A 16,357-nucleotide genomic window follows, 5' to 3' on the forward strand; every position below is an offset into this window, starting at 1 on the left:
AAATGACAATGAGAAAGTATTTAACAGTGGTCAGTTCATTGATAATGAGCGCATTTTCATTTGCGGTTGTCGCTGGCTGGCGCATTGTAGAGGGCTATCAGATCCGCTTCGACGGTAAATACGCATATGGATCATTCCGGCAAATGGAAGGCAATATCCGCTTCGATCCCGGTCACCCCGAAGATTCCCGCTTTGAAGTGTCGGTAGATGTCGCCTCGATCGATACGGGCATTGAATTGAAAAACAAGCATGCCAAAAGCGACAAGTGGTTTTATGCGGAAAAATACCCGCGCATTCATTTTGCTTCGACGTCCGTCAGCCGGACAGACACCGGTTTCGTAGTGCGCGGCGAGCTGGAACTGAAAGGTATCAAGAAAGCGATAGCGATCCCGTTTGCATTTAGGAGCACGGGTGATCAGCACGTTTTCTACGGCAGATTTAAGGTGAACCGCGGGGATTTCGGAATAGGGAAAGTAAGCGGCGGGGAATCCGACTCGACTGCCGTGGAAGTGTCGGTTCCTGTGCTCGCATTGGAATAACCGGTCATTTGTTCCGCAGTGTTTCCAGCTGCCGCAGCAATTCATTAAGCTCCTGTTCGGCGGTTCTGAGCGACCGCATTTCTCCTTGCTCTACAACGTTCTGTGCAGGATCGTCAAAATTTTTGGTTTCTTCCATTACTTCCGGATTTTCGCGGTTTTCCGGGGAAAAGGCAATGGTTTCTTCCAGGTTTGTACGCTCGAACTCGATCTGTTGCCTTTTCGCAAGAATTTTGTCTTCGAGTTGCTGCCGTTCGATACTGTCCATGGTTAAAATTGTTTTTAGGATTTCCCTTGCAATAATTGAGCCTGACATTCGGTATAGTGAGCAGGTGCAATCCGGCACGTCGGGTTTGGATTGCTACTTCATATTCAAAGCCCTCTTCAAAAACCCGCCCAAAAAGCTGGCCGCGAACGTGAGGATCATCGATCCGTAAAGGCTGAAATTTTCTAGCTCCTGCCGGGCGCGGTCTTCCGGGAGGTCGGTGAAAAAGTGATAGCCGGCAAGCATGAGAATGCATTGCATAATAGCCAAAAGCCAACCTTTATAGGGTTCTGCGAAACCGATGGAGATAGCAGCGAAAACGGCGACGAGGTAGGGCAGGTGAATGCTTTCGGCATTTTTGATCACGTAAACGAGCAATGCGCTGGTGAGGGAGATCATGACCATGTTGATAGCCAGTCGTTTGTCGAAGAATGGAGCCTTGGATGAGTTGAAGCCGGAATGGGTCTTTTGCAGCCGCGCACGGAGCTCCTGTGCGTGTTTGGTGTCTTGTTCAGCTTCGCTATTCCGGCCGAGTTGCTCAAATGCCTTTGCACGCCAGTGATATGGGGCTTCATTTTGTTCTTCCGAGACGCTTACGGCTTTGTTCAGGGCCGATAGCGCTTGTTCGGGTTGGTTTTGTTCGAGGTAAATTTTGCCGAGTTCGAGATAAAGCGTAAAGATCTGATCGTCATAACTCAGGCCAGCTTGAATGTCTTTCAATGCAGCCTCGGGATTCCCGAGCGTTTTTTGGCATAAACCACGATAAAGATAGGCGATGCAGGACTTGGGTTTCTGGCGGATCCGGGAATCGAAATAGGCATAGGCTTTATCGATTTGCCCATCGTTGTACAGTTTGATTCCTTCGGAGACGGCCGCCGCTTCTTTTTCGCTGGGGGTGCGGAGGTCGGCATAGTTGCGGAGGTAATAGATATATCCGAAAAAGGCGATTACAACAAGAAATTCCATACGATTTGCAAATTCAGCATACATTCAAGATGGTGCCAAAATTCGCTACGGCTGTCCGCAAATCAAAAGGGAATTGCGTGTTTAACGCGAGAAGCTGTGTAAACGGATAACGTGGGTGTCAGACGAGAATGACCATATTAGGTTCGGAGCCGGTCTCCGCATTCGGAATCGAACAAGCGAGGGCGATGCGTTTGCCGGTATTTTCGGCCAGTTCAAGCAATTGGAAAACCCTTTCCTCTCCTTCGATTCGCAGTGCCTGATACAGAATGTTCCCGTAATTGAACTCGCGCGAGCCGAGTCCGTTTTTTAAAGCCGCCAGCTGATACCGGTCGAATATTTCCTTTCCTGACATGAAGTGCAACATTTGGGTGGGATATTGCAGGTGAGTTTGCCCGAAAGATGTTCAAACCGGTATCAAGGTTGCATGCAGTTAACTTAAATGTTGAGGAAGTGGAATATTTTGGCTGGTCTCGTCGGCAATCGGGTTTCCGCGTAAGGTTTGTAGCGGTATCAGTCCCGACCAGATGGGCAATTCCAGGTCCTCCGGTTCGTCCTTCGGCATCCCGTCACGCATTTTAGCGGATGCTAGCTCAAAAGAAAACGCCAGCGCGGTAGTTTTCCGGACTTCGCTGTCGGTCATCGGGCGGAGGTAATCCCAGCTGTCGGGTACTATTTTATTGGTAAGCCATTCAAATGCGGCCCTTTTTGTCGCGATATCTTCCACTTTTTCTGCACTGGAAAAAATAATGACCGACCGGTAGTTGACCGAATGGCTGAACGCCGATTTTGCTACCACGAGCGAATCGGTGAGCATTACGGAAATGCATACCGGGATTCCCTTCTCGATTTCCCTGATGAAATGGCTCCCGACAGATCCGTGAATATAAATTTTATCTTCATAGCGGACAAAAGCCGTCGGAATAGAGAACGGCTTATTGTCCACTGCATAGCTAATAGTGCAAAATAAGGCCTCGTCGAGAATAGCGCAGATCGTTTCTTGCTCATAATGTGTGCGTTTGGCGAGACGGCTGGGTACGAGATAGGGCGGTGGCGTGTTCATGTACTTTGTTTTTCTTCAAAATTATGCGTTAATTGGTCCACCGCTTTAATCCAATATATTAAATAGTGGTAGTCCAATTATGATGAATGTGTTGTCGACGCTGATTACTCCCGAAAAGGGTGGAAAACAGCCGGTATATCTTCAGATCGCCAATCAACTGATGTCATTGATCAAAAACGGCACTTTGCAATCTGGTTATAGATTGCTGAGTACCAGGCAACTGTCCGCTATTTTAAACGTGCACCGGCGGACTGTCGTGCAGGCGTACGACGAGCTCCTGGCGCAAGGGTGGCTGGAAAGTCAGACGGGAAACGGTACGTTCGTAGCACGGAACCTGCCCGATTTGCGGCCGCTTCCGCTGCCGGTGGAGATAGCAGCGGACAGGGATCCGCTCAAAAAGGCCGGTTTCGGGTTCGAGAAGCCTGCTCACCTGGACAGGGCTGTATTGAAAGCCGGCTGGCGGCTTCACCTGGATGACGGCTTTCCCGATCCGAGGCTCGCGCCACTCGAAGATCTGTCGCGTGCGTACAGGAGCCAATTGCTCCATGGCAATGCCTACACGCGGCTGGGGTATGGAGAAACCAGCGGTACCAGTTGGCTCAGGCAAGAGCTATCAGTCCATTTGAACGAAACGCGCGGGCTCAAAACTTCTTCTGCCAACATACTGATTGTGAGAGGGATGATAATGGGTATGTACCTCGCTTGTACGAGCCTGGTAAAGCCTGGCGACTGCGTCGTTACCGACTCGCCGGGGTGGTTTGGGGCATCGATGAACTTCGCACAGGCAGGTGCGGATATTTGCCATGTGCCTGTGGATGAGCATGGTATGGATGTAGATGCATTGGAAGAGCTATGTCAGAAACGGCGTGTCAGAATGGTGTACGTGACTTCTCATCATCAATATCCGACGACCGTCGCACTACGGCCCGATCGTCGGATTAAGCTTCTCCAACTTGCTGACAAGCATGGATTTGTGATTTTTGAGGATGATTACGATTACGATTTTCATTATTTGAGCAAACCGCTCCTTCCGCTTTTTGGCGCCGATCAGGCCGGTATGGTGCTTTATTGTGGGTCATTTACTAAAACGATCTCACCCGCGTTCCGGGTCGGTTACCTGGTCGGACCGGAAGACGTCATCGCCCATCTGGCTTCGCTCAGGCGCATTATCGACCGGCAAGGCGACACAATGCTCGAAAATGCGATTGCCGAGCTGCTTCAAACAGGTGTCATTCAGCGTCATTTGCGGAAATCGGTGCGGGTGTACAAGCAGCGTCGCGACTTGTTTTGCGAGTTGCTGAAAACTGAATTGCCAGATCATATCAGTTTCGACATTCCCGACGGCGGGATGGCGGTTTGGGCGCGTTTTGATCCGGCGATCGACATTCCCAGGCTTGCAGAAAGGGCGGCACAAAAGGATTTGTATTTCTCAAATGGAAAAGTTGCAGGATATCCGGCACAGTTCAGGAACTATATACGCCTCGGATTCGCTTCTTCTGATCCGGGGGAACTGGAAGAAAGCATTAAGATTATCAGGGATTTAATATGATCAGGAAAGTTATTGGTGCTTACAGGGCATCTTTCACCGGGCTAAGCAGGGAAACCTGGTTACTGAGCCTGGTGATTTTGGTGAACAGATGCGGGTATATGGCCGTACCTTTTATGAGTATGTATATTACCCAAAGCCTGCACCGGAGCATCGAGGATGCAGGATTGATCATTACATTGTTCGGCGTCGGCTCGGTGCTTGGGGCGATGGCGGGCGGTTATCTCACCGACAAGCTGGGCTTTCAGCCCGTGCAGATCGGCAGCCTGATACTGAGTGGGGTATTCTTTACCCTATTTAGCCTTACCACCGACTTTGCGCTGCTGTGCGCGCTGATCGTAGTCCTCAGCTTTTTTGTAGAAGCGTTCAAACCCGCCAACCAAACGGCCATCGCCGCTTATTCGACGCCCGAAAATCTCATACGCTCGTATGCGCTTAACCGGCTTGCCACCAATATCGGTTTTGGCTTCGGCACCGGCGTGGGAGGGTTACTGGCGGCTATTAATTATCACCTTTTGTTCTGGGTTGACGGTGTAGTATATGTGCTGGCTGGTTTGCTTATCGTTATGCTGTTGCCTAAACGAAAGCACGTTACGAAAAATGACTTTCCGGAAATGGCGGAAGTAAGCACCGCTTCTCCCTGGAAGGATGCATTTTTTGTACGTTTCCTCGTAATGGTTACCCTTTATATGCTGTGTTTTGTAGTGCTGTTCAGGCTCGTGCCCGTCTATTGGAAGGAAGAAATGGGCATCGGCGAGTCTACAATCGGTGTTATGCTGGGCATGAACGGGATCATTATCGCCCTGTTCGAGATGGTACTGGTGCAAAACCTGGCCAACCGGAAGCCCGATTACTTTTACATGGTTTCAGGACCGCTTTTCAGCGCAATGGCGTTCCTGGCGCTTGTCGTGCCCCATGTTTTGCCGGTAGTACTTGCCATTGCGACTGTAGTGCTTTTCACGACGGGCGAAATGCTGGCGTTTCCTTATCTGAGTACCTTCGTCATGAACCGGGCCAGCGATTTAAACCGGGGCAAATACTCGGCCGCTTATTCGGTGTCGCAGGCTGTCGCGCAGATCATCGGCCCCGTTATGGGCGCATATGTGGCCGGGCATTGGGGGTACAGCGCATTATGGATTTTGCTGATTGTGATCAGCTTTGGCTGCGCGCTGGGTTTCCGGTCGTTGTTCCAGCGTAACCTGGCATTATGCCTGGCCATCGTCGGGCCGTTCATTTTTTTCGGCTAATCTGAGCTGGCCTTTGAGGCTGTTGATTCGATCCGCTTCCAATTCCAGTGCTTTGCGTTGGAGGTCAATGAGATCGTCTTTTTTGATCATGATATATTGCTCCCGCGGTTCTTCGAGCATTGGCACCTCGCCGACAAGCTGGGCCACAGTGGTGTCGAAGAGCTCGGCCATCAACCGAAGCTCGGCGAGAGAGGGGTCGTTTCTTCCGGTTTCCCAATTCGAGATTACTGCTTTACCCGATTTCTTCAACGTCTTAGCCAGTTGATGCTGGTTCCAGCCTTTCAATTCGCGGTATTTCTTAATGCGTTCGCCAACAATTGACATTAGTTAGAAGTTTAATATAAAAATACTTGACTAAGTGATAGCTATTCTGTACTTTTGAATTGCCAGTGATTATCGTTATTGATAAAGCGCAAATTACAATTTTTTATAATACACCACTATTGTATATGCACCAGCTTCAAGCAAGAGTCTCCGAATATGGAGGCTTGTCCATCAAAGAGCGCCTGTTGGTCAGGTTTGTTAAATCCAGGAATATCGTGGGTAAAGGTTGGCGGGGAGTACTCGCCCAGAACGACCCTTTTTTCAACACCAAGCTTGGTGGGGATTACTTAACCTCAGTGGCACAGGCAGTTTCAGACAGTAGCCGCGGTAATGTCGACCGCATCGAGAGGGTCACCATCGCCCTGGAAAAGGTGGCAGGCATTACGCCCGTTCCAGTCGTTTGATCAGTTATTTTACGGTAAGTTTCACTTATTGGCCGGAGGTCGTTAGCGACCCTTGGGAGGGGTGTGTTATTGGAAAAACTGAGTTGGGATTTCGCATTCGGCTACCCGTTTGCGTAGGGAATGCTGTGTAGAAATGTGCAGCATGTACAGCACAGCTGTACCTGCTGCACATTCATTTGCTTTCATCTGTTGGGGTGGAAGAGAAAATGCCTGTGTCGAAACCATCGATGCTGGCCATGTTTTTTCTTGCCCAATAATCCTGAATGCCTTCCGGACCTTGTTTTCTGGCCCAGGCGTTTAGCTCCTCCCGTTCGCGGTCGTAATCCATGAACGGGACAGCCATGCCACAGGAGGTTTGGACGAGGTCTATCTGTATGTCTATCAGCTGCCGCGCCCCTTCGAACGGGGGGAAGAGGGGGCCATATTTGTGCCATTCTGCGTCGGCGGGATGGTAGGCTTTGCCGTGTCCATACAATCTCAGAATAAGCGGCTTGCCCTCAAATGCACAAAACATAACGGTAATGCGGTCATTCTGCAGCAAATGGGCCGCGGTTTCATTGCCGCTGCCGGTTACATTGAGCCACATCACCCGGTCTGGCCCGAGAATACGAAAGGAATCCATTCCTTTCGGTGATAAATTGACTGTCCCCGTTTCGGCCGCGGTGGCGACGAAGAAAATCTTTTGATTATTGATGAAGGACTCCAATTCCGGTGTGATCCGGTCCAACTTTTTTCCCATGGTATTTGAGCAATGCAGGCTATATTATATTTTCTTTCCCTGGATCCGGTATGCATTTAGAATTGCCAGCAATGCAACACCCACATCGGCAAAAACAGCTTCCCAGAGCGTCGCAACGCCGCCGGCACCCAGGGCCATTACTGCAATTTTAACCCCCATAGCGAGGGAAATGTTCTGATAAACAACGGATTTTGTGATTTTGCCGATCCGTACTGCCGAAGCAATGCGCGAAGGCTGGTCGTTCTGGATGACGATATCGGCCGTTTCAATGGTAGCATCGGAACCTAACGCACCCATGGCTATGCCTACATCGGCGAGCGCGATTACCGGCGCGTCGTTTACACCATCGCCCGCGAATGCAATGTAGTTGCCCTTATTTTTAAGCTCTTGTACGATCCTCACCTTGTCTTCAGGCAACAGTCCGCCGTAACTTTTAGCAATGCCGAGCTCGCCTGCAACTTTGGCGACGACGGCTTCTTTATCGCCGGACAACATGATCGTCGAAATACCAAGTGTTTTCAATTCCGCGACAGCGGCAGCAGCGTCCTCTTTAACCTGGTCGGCAATGAGGAAATAACCCGCGTAATCATTATCGATCGCCACAACAACGATAGTTTCAACTACCGAACCAAGCTCGGCAGGATAGCTGATGGAATACTTGTCGAGCAATTTCGTATTACCCGCGAGAACAGCCTTACCTTCGACATTACCCTTTAAACCATGCCCCGCGATTTCTTCGACATCTGCTGGTTTTGCCAGCTCAACAGTTCCCGCCGATTCAACAACCGCTTTGGCGACCGGGTGCGTCGAGTAGCTTTCCAACGAAGCAGCTATGCGGATAAAATCGGTTTTTTCAATGGCAGTTTCTACTTGCTGAACTTTAAATACCCCTTTGGTAAGCGTACCCGTCTTGTCTGAAACTAACGTGTCGATTTTAGTGATAACATCCAGAAAATTTGCCCCTTTTACGAGAATACCATTGCGTGAAGCTAGGCCGATACCGCCAAAATAGCCGAGTGGAATAGAGATCGTGAGTGCACAAGGGCAGGCGATGACCAGGAAAACCATGCCCCGATAGAGCCACTGGTCGAATTGATAATCGGCTACAAAAAGCGCCGGGAGTGCGATGATGAGCAATGCAAGCAGGAATACCGCGGGCGTGTAAATGCGCGCCAGGCGGCTGATCAGCAGTTGGGTAGGAGCTTTGCGCGCGCTAGCCTCCTGCACCATTTCCAGTATACGCGAGAGTTTCGAGTCCTTGAAGAGTGCTTTCACCTCGATTTCGACGGATTTTTCGATCGATATCATGCCGGCGAGCACTTTTTGGCCATTTTCGATGATCTGCGGTTTCGGTTCGCCGGTGAGTGCTGCGGTATTAAATGTGCCGGAAGCGGAGCGCATTTCTCCATCCAGCGCCACTTTTTCGCCTGCCCTGACCAATATTTTTTCGCCTATCAGAACTTCGTCCGGTGTGATTTGCAAGGGTTTTTCGTTGCGCAAAACGGTTACCGTGTCCGGTCGTATGTCGAGCAAAGCCTTAATGGACCGTTTCGACCGGCTAACGGCGATATCCTGAAAGAGCTCGCCTATTTCGTAAAAAATCATCACCGCAACACCCTCGCTAAACTCCCCGATATAGAATGCACCAAAGGTAGCGATGGTCATCAGCGTAAATTCATTGAAGAAGTCGCCGCGACTTGCTTTCCGGAACGCAAGCGCCACGGTTTTATTCCCGGCAAGCACATACGCGACGAGCATCATCCCGATTTCGACTGGGCGAGCAACTTCAACCTTTAAAATGTATGCCAAAACGAGAAACACGGCCAGAATTGCCAGGCTCAGCCATAACATCCAACGGCTTTTGAAAATGCCCGCATCGTCTCCCGATCCGTGGCTATGGTCTCCGTGGTCATGGTCATGATCGTGACTGTGATCATGCTCATGGCCGTGTGCGTGGCCGTTATGTTTGGCGTGCGTATGTGTTTCTGCCGAACAGCAGTCGTCGTGCGGTTGATGAGGGGCCGGTTTTTCGTCGAGTTTCATAATGCAATCATTGAAATACTAAAATGCTGTTCTGCCGTACAGCTGAGCCGTAGGAACATTACAAAGGTAGGTTACAAAGCCGTGCAACAGGGTTACAGGTGCTGAAAATCAAGTAATTGCAATATTGTTGCGTATGTTTTAAGGCTATTGATCAGCCAGTTGCATCCCTGATCAACTCTCCCAGTTTCCTTAATCCCGCGTCAATCGCCGCATTATAAGGTGCGCCGAAACTGATGCGGATGTAATTGCTGAACCGTGCGTCGGTACTGAAAATCTGGCCGGGGGCGATGCTGATGCTTTCCTGGATGGCGCTTTCGAAGAGTTCGAATGCATTGATGTTTTTGTTCAGTTCAATCCACAAAACATACCCGCCTTGTGGCCGCACGAGCCTTGTATCAGCGGGGAAATAGTCGGAAATGGCTTGCACATAACGCAGGCATTGCGTGTGCAGCGATTTGCGCAGGTGCCTCATATGCAGGTCATAGCGACCGGTTTCGAAGAAGTTGGCAATGGCTGCCTGTGTCGGAGTGGCGGAAGAAACAGTATGCATCAGCTTGTTGCTCAGAACTTTGTCCTTAAACTTCCCCGGCAGGCACCAACCTACGCGATAACCCGGTGCGAGCGTTTTAGATACCGACCCGCAGAGCATTACCAGGCCTTTTTTGTCGTAACTTTTGCACGTACCCGGCCTTGTTTTTCCAAAATACATTTCTCCATAAATATCATCCTCGATCAATGGAATCTCGCGAGCGGCGAGCATTTCGACGAGCTGCTTCTTGCGGTGATCCGGCATAAGCGCGCCGGTGGGGTTGGAAAAATTAGGTACAAACAGCACTGCTTTGACGGGAATCGTTTCAAGTGCTTTTTCAAGGTATTCAAGATCGGCACCCTCGTCGGGGTGGCAGGGAATTTTGAGCGTTTTTAGCCCGAGGCTTTTCATAATATTAAAAATTCCAAAGTAAATCGGGTTTTCGATCGCAACGGTGTCGCCGGGTTCGGTAACGGCTTTCAGGCAAAAAATCAGCGCTTCCATACAGCCTTGCGTGGTAATGACGTCGTCTCCGCTCACGTTTCCTTTCCAGTTGAATGCATATCTGGCGATCTGTTGCCGTAGGGCGGGGTTGCCTTGTACTTCTTCATACTGGGTACAGCTGTGGGGGCTTTTTCTGAGCGCCTCAATCATAGCTTTGTTCAGTTTGGCTTCCGGGATGAGTTCGGCGGAAGGAGCAGCCACGGACAGCCGGATAATCCGCTCGTGGGTCATGGTTTTGTAGACCGTCCGGATCATTTCATCCACATTAGCCTTTTCGATGAGCGGGCTTGGCGATGTGTTATGGAGCCTTTCAGGTGCATTGAGTGGCGAAAAACGGACAAAATAGCCCGATTTGGGCCTTGCTTCGATGATACCCTTGTTTTCCAGTTCCACGTAAGCCTTGAATGCCGTGCTAAGGCTGACGCCCTGTTCTTTACTCAGCGCGCGGAGCGAAAACAGCTTGTCGCCGGCTTTCAGGATGCCTTTTTCAATTTGCGTTGCAAGGCGGTCGGCGATTTGTGAGTACAGGAAATCTTCGCGGGTAGGCGCTTCGGTCATGCTAGTCGATATTTATATCTGTTATGCTTCAAAATAACAAAAGTGAATCTGTTTTATTAAATTTAAGGGGCGGAATTTTGTGGCGTTCAATCTAAAACGGCTATGAAAGGGAATCTGACGGCATATTTCGCATTGGTAATGGTGTGTTTCTTTTGGGGGACCACTTACCTGGCCGCGCGCATTGGCGTGTCGGGTTTTCCGGCACTTTTCTTCATGGGTTTCAGGAACGTGGTGGCGGGAGCATTGCTGCTGGGTTTTCTCATGCTCAGGAAGAGGTCATTCCCCTGGACTTTGGCCGATATCGGTTTGCAACTCGTTCCGGGCTGGTGTATGATCACGTTCGGGACGGGCCTGGTGGGCTGGTGCGTTCAATTCATCCCAAGTGGCCTTGCTGCCTTGCTGTATGCGACGGTACCGCTTTTCACTATCCTGATCAATGTGCTGGCGCGGAAGGAAGAGCGTATCAACGCCCATGTGGCAGCCGGCGTGATGCTGGGACTTGCGGGGGTGATGCTGGTGTTCAGGGATAACCTCGAATACCTGGCCGACCGGAATTCCTTCATGGGTATCTGCGTTACGCTGGCTTCGTGCGTGTCGTGGTGCCTGGGTGGGCTGTATACCAAGAGCTACCCGGGCAGAACAGATTCGTTTTTCAACGCCGCGATTCAGATGATGGCCGGTGGGGTGGGACTCTTTGTGCTGAGTGCTTTCAATGAGGATTGGACAAATTTGCCTGTGATGCAACCGAAATCGATCCTGGCCCTTTTGTACCTGATTTTTTTCGGCTCGATCCTCGCTTTTGGCTCGTATCTGTTTGCCATGTCCAGGCTGCCGGCAGGATTGGTGTCCATTTATGCGTACATTAATCCACTGGTAGCGTTGGTACTAGGTTTTTTAATATTGGATGAAAGGATAACCTGGCTCACGACCCTTGCATTTGCTGTCACCCTCGGCGGCGTCTTTCTGGTAAACCGCGGTTACCAGCTTCAAAAGAGGAAAAGTACATTCACTTTAATAAATAGCCATGAATAGCGACATATTCATCACTTTATTCAGTCGGGATATCAAAAAGCTCCGGAGGGAAATTGAGCAGTACCATTCGGAAAATGCCTTATGGGTGCCGCTACCAGGTACGATCAATCCGGGCGGTAATCTGTGCCAGCACTTAATCGGGAATTTACGCACATACGTGGGCCTTATACTCGGCGGGCATGCGTACATACGTGACCGTGATGCCGAGTTTAACCAAAAGACGTTTACCCAAATACAAATGCTTGTGGAGCTGGATACGCTACACGAGGTAGTGATCAACACACTACGGACGCTGGATGAGGAGAAGATGGAGGAGGAATATCCTCGTCATGTGGTGGATCTGTTTCCGGAACAGTCTGTGCGGCTCGTTCTTACCCATTTGTTAGCGCACCTTTCATGGCATCTCGGTCAGATCAACTATCATCGCCGCTGGATCACTCAAACACCGTTAACACAACCATAAACAGCCATGCATTTAACAGAACAATCGGCACAATCCTTTGCAGAACAATGGATTGACGCCTGGAATCATCATGACCTTACTGCTATCATGAGGTTATATTCCGAGGATATCCGGTTCTTTTCGCCCTACATTATCAAGCTAGGCATGAATGCCGACGGGGTCATCGCCGACAAGCAGGAGCTCGAAAAGTACTTCAAGAAAGCGCTCGACATTTACGCGGATTTGCACTTCGAACTAAATGAGGTCCTCGTAGGTGCAAGTTCTGTCATTTTATATTACAAAAGTGTAAGTAATCGAATGGCCGCCGAGTTGATGGAACTCGATGAGGCAGGTAAGATTAGTCTGGTAAAAGCGCATTATAATCAATAGTTTATGTTTGAATTGTTTGAAAATGAATTGAATAGCCTGGATACGATTTTGGACCAGGTAAAAAAGGACAGTCTGGGTTTTCTTGAAAATCTTGCAGACCGGCCTACCTGCGTTGCCGATCAGCGAATCCGTCCCGCCGACCTGAGTGAAGGGGGGATGGGCGCGCTGAGAAGCCTTGAAGCCTTTAAAACACACTTTGACAAACTGATGGTCGCCAGCCCCGGGCCCCGGTATTGGGGTTTTGTAACTGGCGGCGCCACTCCCGCAGCCATCGCCGGCGATTGGCTGACAGCCGTTTATGATCAGAATACGCAGACCACGCAAGGTGAGGGAGATGTTTCTGCGATCGTCGAGCAGGAGACTATTCGGTTGTTGCGTCAGCTGCTCTATTTGCCCGATGATTTCAATGGCGGCTTCGTCACGGGCGCTACAATGTCGAATTTTACGGGCCTGGCCGTAGCGAGACAATGGGCCGGTGAGCGATCTGGACGCGACATTTCGAGGGAGGGTGTAAATGGCGATATGGTGGTAATGGCCGCTACGCCGCATTCTTCGGTGCTCAAATCGCTGTCTATGCTCGGATTGGGCAGTAGCAACATGCTGCGCATAGAGACGCTGGATGGGAGGGAGGCAATGGATCTGGCCGATTTCGAGAAAAAGCTCGCTGACAACCGGGACCGGCCAATCGTCGTTAATTGTAGTGCAGGAACCGTCAACACAGTCGATTTTGACGATATTCAGGCGATCGTGGCATTGAAAAGACGATACGATTTCTGGCTCCATATCGATGCCGCTTTCGGTGGTTTCGCAGCCTGCCATCCATCTTACCGCCATTTGTTGAATGGCTGGGAGCAGGCGGACAGCATTACTATCGATTGCCACAAATGGATGAATGTACCTTACGACAGCGCGGTTTCGTTCGTCAGGAAGGCACATAACAGATTGCAGGTCAGTACATTTCAAAATTCCAATGCGCCCTATCTCGGCGATCCGTCGGAGAATTTTTCCTATCTCAATTTCCTTCCCGAAAACTCCCGTCGCTTCCGCGCATTGCCTGCGTGGTTCAGTCTTACCGCCTACGGCCGCAACGGTTTCGAATGGATCGTACAAAATAGCATCGCACGTGCGCAGGAGCTGGGCAATTACATCGAAACCAGCGGCCATTTCGAATTGTTGGCGCCTGTCCGGCTCAATGTAGTTTGTTTCAGATTGAAAAAAGAGGTCGAAAAAATGCCCGAATTCTTGAAAAAAGTAAATTGCCGCGGAAAAATTTTCATGACGCCCACTTCGCTGTCGGGTACATCTGCTGTTCGAGCTGCTTTTGTTAATTACCGAACGGGGAAAGACGATATTCAAGTGGCTATCAGTGAGATGGAGGAAGTGTTACAGGTACTGTGAAATTCGTTAATAATACTGTACATTGATTGCTGTTACAGTTTTGTTTCGAACCACGCCATGCTACGTTTATTTTCCACGGTTGTCATCGCGCTCGCCGGGTTGCTGATGAACGAATGCAGGTCAGGCCGTTCAACACTGAAAATCAGTGAGCTCCCGAACTATGACAGCAAATCACCCGATCATATTCTCTTTCTGAGTTTCCGCATTACAGGTAAACCGGGCGGAAATGAGCACGTCGAACTGGCGAGCGCTACGGTCGGCAACGGCCGGATGAAGGACTTGCGTCATCCGGTCGGTTTTCCTGTTTACATAACTGCCATTCCACGGTACACGACGAGTGCACTGGAGGCTGAGACGGCATTTGAACATCCGCTTTATCGGTCAGTAGAAGTGAGTGATCCTTCGGGTCATATGCGGCGGCAAGAAGTGAAGGCTGGCGAAGGTACCCTGCTTGTTCGCATGCCCATCCATTCGGGACTCAACCGTTTGGAGCTTTTTAGTGTCACTCCGGAAAGGGGCTCCGTGAAAATCTATACGCTCGTTTTTAACTAGTTATGAAAAGGATTTGTACCACCCTATATGCCATTTGCGTTGCCTTCCCGGCTTTTGCCCAGCTATATACGGTGGATACACTCTATAAAACAGGGCCGTTCGATAACCGTATCAACGTCGTGATCCTGGGTGACGGCTTTACACAGCAAGAACTTCCCCAATTCGCAGCAGAGGCGAAAAAATTCGCCGATTTCTTTCTTGGTTACGATCCGTACGTCCGCTATCGCAGCTATTTTAATTTTTTCGCCATTCGCACACCTTCGGTCGAAAGCGGCGTGACCAATCCGGGTACGGCCCCCGATGCTTATAAGGACCAGCCTGTTGGTATAAAAAATACATTTTTTGGCTCCTCGTTTGGTAGCTCCATCCATCGGTTGGTGACGATCACTAAATATGATGTCTTGACCAAGCTTCTCGCAGACCATTTTCCGATGTATGATCTGGTCATAGTCCTGGTCAATACGCCTTTTTACGGCGGATCGGGGGGAAGTATAGCCGTACACACGCTTCATACACAAGCCAACACGATCGGCGTCCATGAAATCGGTCACACGTTTTCGCACCTGAACGATGAGTATTGGGCAGGTCCTGGCTATGGATGGGAGGCTCCCAATATGACGCAGGAAAGCAGTGTGCTGCGTGTGCGATGGAAGAATTGGCTCAATGAACCCGGTATCAGCATTTATAAGCACGGAGATACCGGCGAAGCGGCACTTTGGCATAAACCCGCAAATGGGGCATGCTTAATGGAGTATTTGAATCAGGAGTTTTGTGCAGTTTGCAGGGAAGCAACGGTGGAGACACTTCTGAAACAGGTCAACCCGATTGAAAAAGCCGAGCCGGACACGGGTAGTATTGTTACTATCAATGATCCGCAAAGCTTTAAAATAGACCTGCTCGCCCCCTTTCCCAATACCTTGCAGGTGCAATGGACACTGAATGGTGAGCCGCTCGCGGGGATGGGCGCACAGCTAACCCTCGCACCCGAGCAGGCGCCCGACGGCGCCGTTCTCACGGCTTCTGTCTTCGATTCCACAACCATAAGCCGGTATGACGGCGCCAGGAGCGACCGAACCCGAAATGTGCAATGGACACTCAAATCCGGCACGCCGGACGTGTTTCGGGTGAAGGCCTCTTCGGATACGATATGCGTGGGTGAAGAGGTCACCCTTTTTGCATACGGTTGCCGGGGGACATTGAGCTGGACTGGCGGGAGCGGTGAAAAATCCGTGAAGGTAAAGCCGGCCCAAACGACCACCTATTCGGCAGTTTGTAAAGTAGAAGGCGCGGCCGAGCAGACAATCGGGACGACAATTCAGGTAATGCCCCTTCCTGATGCGACGGCGACCAACGGAGGGCCCTACGAGGTTGGCGGCACTATCGAGCTCACGGCTAGTGGCGGGAATACCTATTTGTGGAGCGGGCCGAAGTTCTTTGCTTCGACATTACCACACGTTTCCCTTCGCAACGCCGGGCTTGACCAGGCGGGGGTTTACGAAGTTATGGTTACAGATGCGAACGGTTGCTCTGATACGGCCCGCACGGAAGTAAGGGTTGATCCGATACTTGCCGTGGCCAACGACCCGGCGCAATGGGTGAATGTGTCGCCCAATCCCGCCAGAGACGTAATCCGCGTGGCGTGCCTGTTGCCCGGGGAATCGACATTTACCCTCTTCGACCAGGCTGGACGGAAGGTGCTTTCCAGGGTATTCAGATCCAGGACCGAAATTACGTTCCGCGGATCGGCAGGGCTTTATGTTTATCGGATTGTGAATGGTAAGCATGAAACGGGAGGGAAGGTTGTGTTTCAATAACTTAGTAT

18 protein-coding genes are annotated in these 16,357 nt (G+C 50.5%); 10 read left to right on the plus strand and 8 right to left on the minus strand.

Annotated features, from left to right (window positions below):
- Window positions 1–8: 8 nt before the first annotated feature.
- Window positions 9–539: a YceI family protein gene (locus ACTJJJ_RS04580; RefSeq protein WP_440701582.1), complete on the plus strand. Its 531-nt coding sequence runs from the start codon at window positions 9–11 to the stop codon at window positions 537–539.
- Between the two features lie 4 nt (window positions 540–543).
- Here the strand turns inward: ACTJJJ_RS04580 and ACTJJJ_RS04585 are convergent, their stop codons facing one another.
- The 4 genes from ACTJJJ_RS04585 to ACTJJJ_RS04600 form a co-directional block, all read right to left on the minus strand.
- Complete coding sequence (locus ACTJJJ_RS04585; protein ID WP_188930160.1) at window positions 544–804, minus strand: hypothetical protein; 261 nt, start codon at window positions 802–804, stop codon at window positions 544–546.
- 93 nt (window positions 805–897) lie between these two features.
- Window positions 898–1,767 carry a tetratricopeptide repeat protein gene (locus ACTJJJ_RS04590; protein ID WP_440701583.1) on the minus strand — a complete coding sequence of 290 codons (870 nt, stop codon included), beginning with the start codon at window positions 1,765–1,767 and terminating at the stop codon, window positions 898–900.
- 118 nt (window positions 1,768–1,885) lie between these two features.
- Complete coding sequence (locus tag ACTJJJ_RS04595) at window positions 1,886–2,119, minus strand: hypothetical protein (protein WP_229221569.1); 234 nt, start codon at window positions 2,117–2,119, stop codon at window positions 1,886–1,888.
- A 78-nt stretch (window positions 2,120–2,197) separates the two neighbouring features.
- Entirely contained in the window at window positions 2,198–2,827 is a 630-nt protein-coding gene (locus ACTJJJ_RS04600) for a pyridoxamine 5'-phosphate oxidase family protein (RefSeq protein ID WP_440701584.1), read from the minus strand.
- A gap of 79 nt (window positions 2,828–2,906) precedes the next feature.
- On the opposite strand from ACTJJJ_RS04600, the gene ACTJJJ_RS04605 reads away from it, so the two are divergent.
- Window positions 2,907–4,376 carry a PLP-dependent aminotransferase family protein gene (locus ACTJJJ_RS04605; RefSeq protein ID WP_440701585.1) on the plus strand — a complete coding sequence of 490 codons (1,470 nt, stop codon included), beginning with the start codon at window positions 2,907–2,909 and terminating at the stop codon, window positions 4,374–4,376.
- Window positions 4,373–5,620 carry an MFS transporter gene (locus tag ACTJJJ_RS04610; protein WP_440701586.1) on the plus strand — a complete coding sequence of 416 codons (1,248 nt, stop codon included), beginning with the start codon at window positions 4,373–4,375 and terminating at the stop codon, window positions 5,618–5,620. Before ACTJJJ_RS04605 ends, ACTJJJ_RS04610 begins: the two co-directional genes overlap by 4 nt.
- Here the strand turns inward: ACTJJJ_RS04610 and ACTJJJ_RS04615 are convergent.
- On the minus strand, window positions 5,579–5,944 hold the full coding sequence (locus tag ACTJJJ_RS04615; protein WP_188930147.1) for a helix-turn-helix domain-containing protein: 366 nt from the start codon (window positions 5,942–5,944) through the stop codon (window positions 5,579–5,581). The genes ACTJJJ_RS04610 and ACTJJJ_RS04615 overlap by 42 nt on opposite strands.
- 125 nt (window positions 5,945–6,069) lie before the next feature.
- On the opposite strand from ACTJJJ_RS04615, the gene ACTJJJ_RS04620 reads away from it, so the two are divergent.
- Complete coding sequence (locus tag ACTJJJ_RS04620) at window positions 6,070–6,348, plus strand: hypothetical protein (protein ID WP_426294608.1); 279 nt, start codon at window positions 6,070–6,072, stop codon at window positions 6,346–6,348.
- A gap of 172 nt (window positions 6,349–6,520) precedes the next feature.
- On the opposite strand, the gene ACTJJJ_RS04625 is transcribed toward ACTJJJ_RS04620, so the two are convergent.
- The 3 genes from ACTJJJ_RS04625 to ACTJJJ_RS04635 form a co-directional block, all read right to left on the minus strand.
- Window positions 6,521–7,087, minus strand: a complete 567-nt coding sequence (locus tag ACTJJJ_RS04625; RefSeq protein ID WP_440701587.1) for a pyridoxamine 5'-phosphate oxidase family protein — start codon at window positions 7,085–7,087, stop codon at window positions 6,521–6,523.
- Window positions 7,088–7,111: 24 nt separating this feature from the next.
- Window positions 7,112–9,130: a heavy metal translocating P-type ATPase gene (locus ACTJJJ_RS04630; protein ID WP_440701588.1), complete on the minus strand. Its 2,019-nt coding sequence runs from the start codon at window positions 9,128–9,130 to the stop codon at window positions 7,112–7,114.
- A 151-nt stretch (window positions 9,131–9,281) separates the two neighbouring features.
- Complete coding sequence (locus ACTJJJ_RS04635) at window positions 9,282–10,721, minus strand: PLP-dependent aminotransferase family protein (RefSeq protein ID WP_440701589.1); 1,440 nt, start codon at window positions 10,719–10,721, stop codon at window positions 9,282–9,284.
- Between the two features lie 102 nt (window positions 10,722–10,823).
- Between ACTJJJ_RS04635 and ACTJJJ_RS04640 the strand changes: the two genes are divergently transcribed.
- The 6 genes from ACTJJJ_RS04640 to ACTJJJ_RS04665 are packed head-to-tail and all read left to right on the plus strand — an operon-like array spanning window position 10,824 to window position 16,349.
- Window positions 10,824–11,753: a DMT family transporter gene (locus ACTJJJ_RS04640; RefSeq protein WP_188930137.1), complete on the plus strand. Its 930-nt coding sequence runs from the start codon at window positions 10,824–10,826 to the stop codon at window positions 11,751–11,753.
- Window positions 11,746–12,216 (plus strand): DUF1572 family protein, encoded by a 471-nt coding sequence (locus ACTJJJ_RS04645; protein ID WP_440701590.1) that lies wholly within the window; start codon window positions 11,746–11,748, stop codon window positions 12,214–12,216. Before ACTJJJ_RS04640 ends, ACTJJJ_RS04645 begins: the two co-directional genes overlap by 8 nt.
- Window positions 12,217–12,222: 6 nt before the next feature.
- A complete protein-coding gene (locus ACTJJJ_RS04650; RefSeq protein ID WP_440701591.1) occupies window positions 12,223–12,585 on the plus strand; it encodes a nuclear transport factor 2 family protein in 363 nt (120 codons plus the stop codon).
- A 3-nt stretch (window positions 12,586–12,588) separates the two neighbouring features.
- Window positions 12,589–13,983 carry a pyridoxal phosphate-dependent decarboxylase family protein gene (locus ACTJJJ_RS04655; RefSeq protein ID WP_440701592.1) on the plus strand — a complete coding sequence of 465 codons (1,395 nt, stop codon included), beginning with the start codon at window positions 12,589–12,591 and terminating at the stop codon, window positions 13,981–13,983.
- A 57-nt stretch (window positions 13,984–14,040) separates the two neighbouring features.
- Window positions 14,041–14,535, plus strand: a complete 495-nt coding sequence (locus ACTJJJ_RS04660) for a hypothetical protein (RefSeq protein WP_440701593.1) — start codon at window positions 14,041–14,043, stop codon at window positions 14,533–14,535.
- Between the two features lie 2 nt (window positions 14,536–14,537).
- Window positions 14,538–16,349 carry a M64 family metallopeptidase gene (locus tag ACTJJJ_RS04665; protein ID WP_440701594.1) on the plus strand — a complete coding sequence of 604 codons (1,812 nt, stop codon included), beginning with the start codon at window positions 14,538–14,540 and terminating at the stop codon, window positions 16,347–16,349.
- Window positions 16,350–16,357 lie beyond the last annotated feature (8 nt).

The sequence above is a fragment of the Dyadobacter sp. 22481 genome (genome assembly GCF_052044875.1).
GTDB classification, from domain to species: domain Bacteria; phylum Bacteroidota; class Bacteroidia; order Cytophagales; family Spirosomataceae; genus Dyadobacter; species Dyadobacter endophyticus.

Coding starts and splice junctions, on each gene's coding strand:
- ACTJJJ_RS04635 (WP_440701589.1), bottom strand. CDS start 10,721: ATGACCGAAGCGCCTACCCGCGAAGATTTCCTGTACTCACAAATCGCC.
- ACTJJJ_RS04595 (WP_229221569.1), bottom strand. CDS start 2,119: ATGTCAGGAAAGGAAATATTCGACCGGTATCAGCTGGCGGCTTTAAAA.
- ACTJJJ_RS04645 (WP_440701590.1), top strand. CDS start 11,746: ATGAATAGCGACATATTCATCACTTTATTCAGTCGGGATATCAAAAAG.
- ACTJJJ_RS04640 (WP_188930137.1), top strand. CDS start 10,824: ATGAAAGGGAATCTGACGGCATATTTCGCATTGGTAATGGTGTGTTTC.
- ACTJJJ_RS04665 (WP_440701594.1), top strand. CDS start 14,538: ATGAAAAGGATTTGTACCACCCTATATGCCATTTGCGTTGCCTTCCCG.
- ACTJJJ_RS04580 (WP_440701582.1), top strand. CDS start 9: ATGAGAAAGTATTTAACAGTGGTCAGTTCATTGATAATGAGCGCATTT.
- ACTJJJ_RS04625 (WP_440701587.1), bottom strand. CDS start 7,087: ATGGGAAAAAAGTTGGACCGGATCACACCGGAATTGGAGTCCTTCATC.
- ACTJJJ_RS04615 (WP_188930147.1), bottom strand. CDS start 5,944: ATGTCAATTGTTGGCGAACGCATTAAGAAATACCGCGAATTGAAAGGC.
- ACTJJJ_RS04620 (WP_426294608.1), top strand. CDS start 6,070: ATGCACCAGCTTCAAGCAAGAGTCTCCGAATATGGAGGCTTGTCCATC.
- ACTJJJ_RS04630 (WP_440701588.1), bottom strand. CDS start 9,130: ATGAAACTCGACGAAAAACCGGCCCCTCATCAACCGCACGACGACTGC.
- ACTJJJ_RS04655 (WP_440701592.1), top strand. CDS start 12,589: ATGTTTGAATTGTTTGAAAATGAATTGAATAGCCTGGATACGATTTTG.
- ACTJJJ_RS04610 (WP_440701586.1), top strand. CDS start 4,373: ATGATCAGGAAAGTTATTGGTGCTTACAGGGCATCTTTCACCGGGCTA.
- ACTJJJ_RS04585 (WP_188930160.1), bottom strand. CDS start 804: ATGGACAGTATCGAACGGCAGCAACTCGAAGACAAAATTCTTGCGAAA.
- ACTJJJ_RS04660 (WP_440701593.1), top strand. CDS start 14,041: ATGCTACGTTTATTTTCCACGGTTGTCATCGCGCTCGCCGGGTTGCTG.
- ACTJJJ_RS04650 (WP_440701591.1), top strand. CDS start 12,223: ATGCATTTAACAGAACAATCGGCACAATCCTTTGCAGAACAATGGATT.
- ACTJJJ_RS04590 (WP_440701583.1), bottom strand. CDS start 1,767: ATGGAATTTCTTGTTGTAATCGCCTTTTTCGGATATATCTATTACCTC.
- ACTJJJ_RS04600 (WP_440701584.1), bottom strand. CDS start 2,827: ATGAACACGCCACCGCCCTATCTCGTACCCAGCCGTCTCGCCAAACGC.
- ACTJJJ_RS04605 (WP_440701585.1), top strand. CDS start 2,907: ATGATGAATGTGTTGTCGACGCTGATTACTCCCGAAAAGGGTGGAAAA.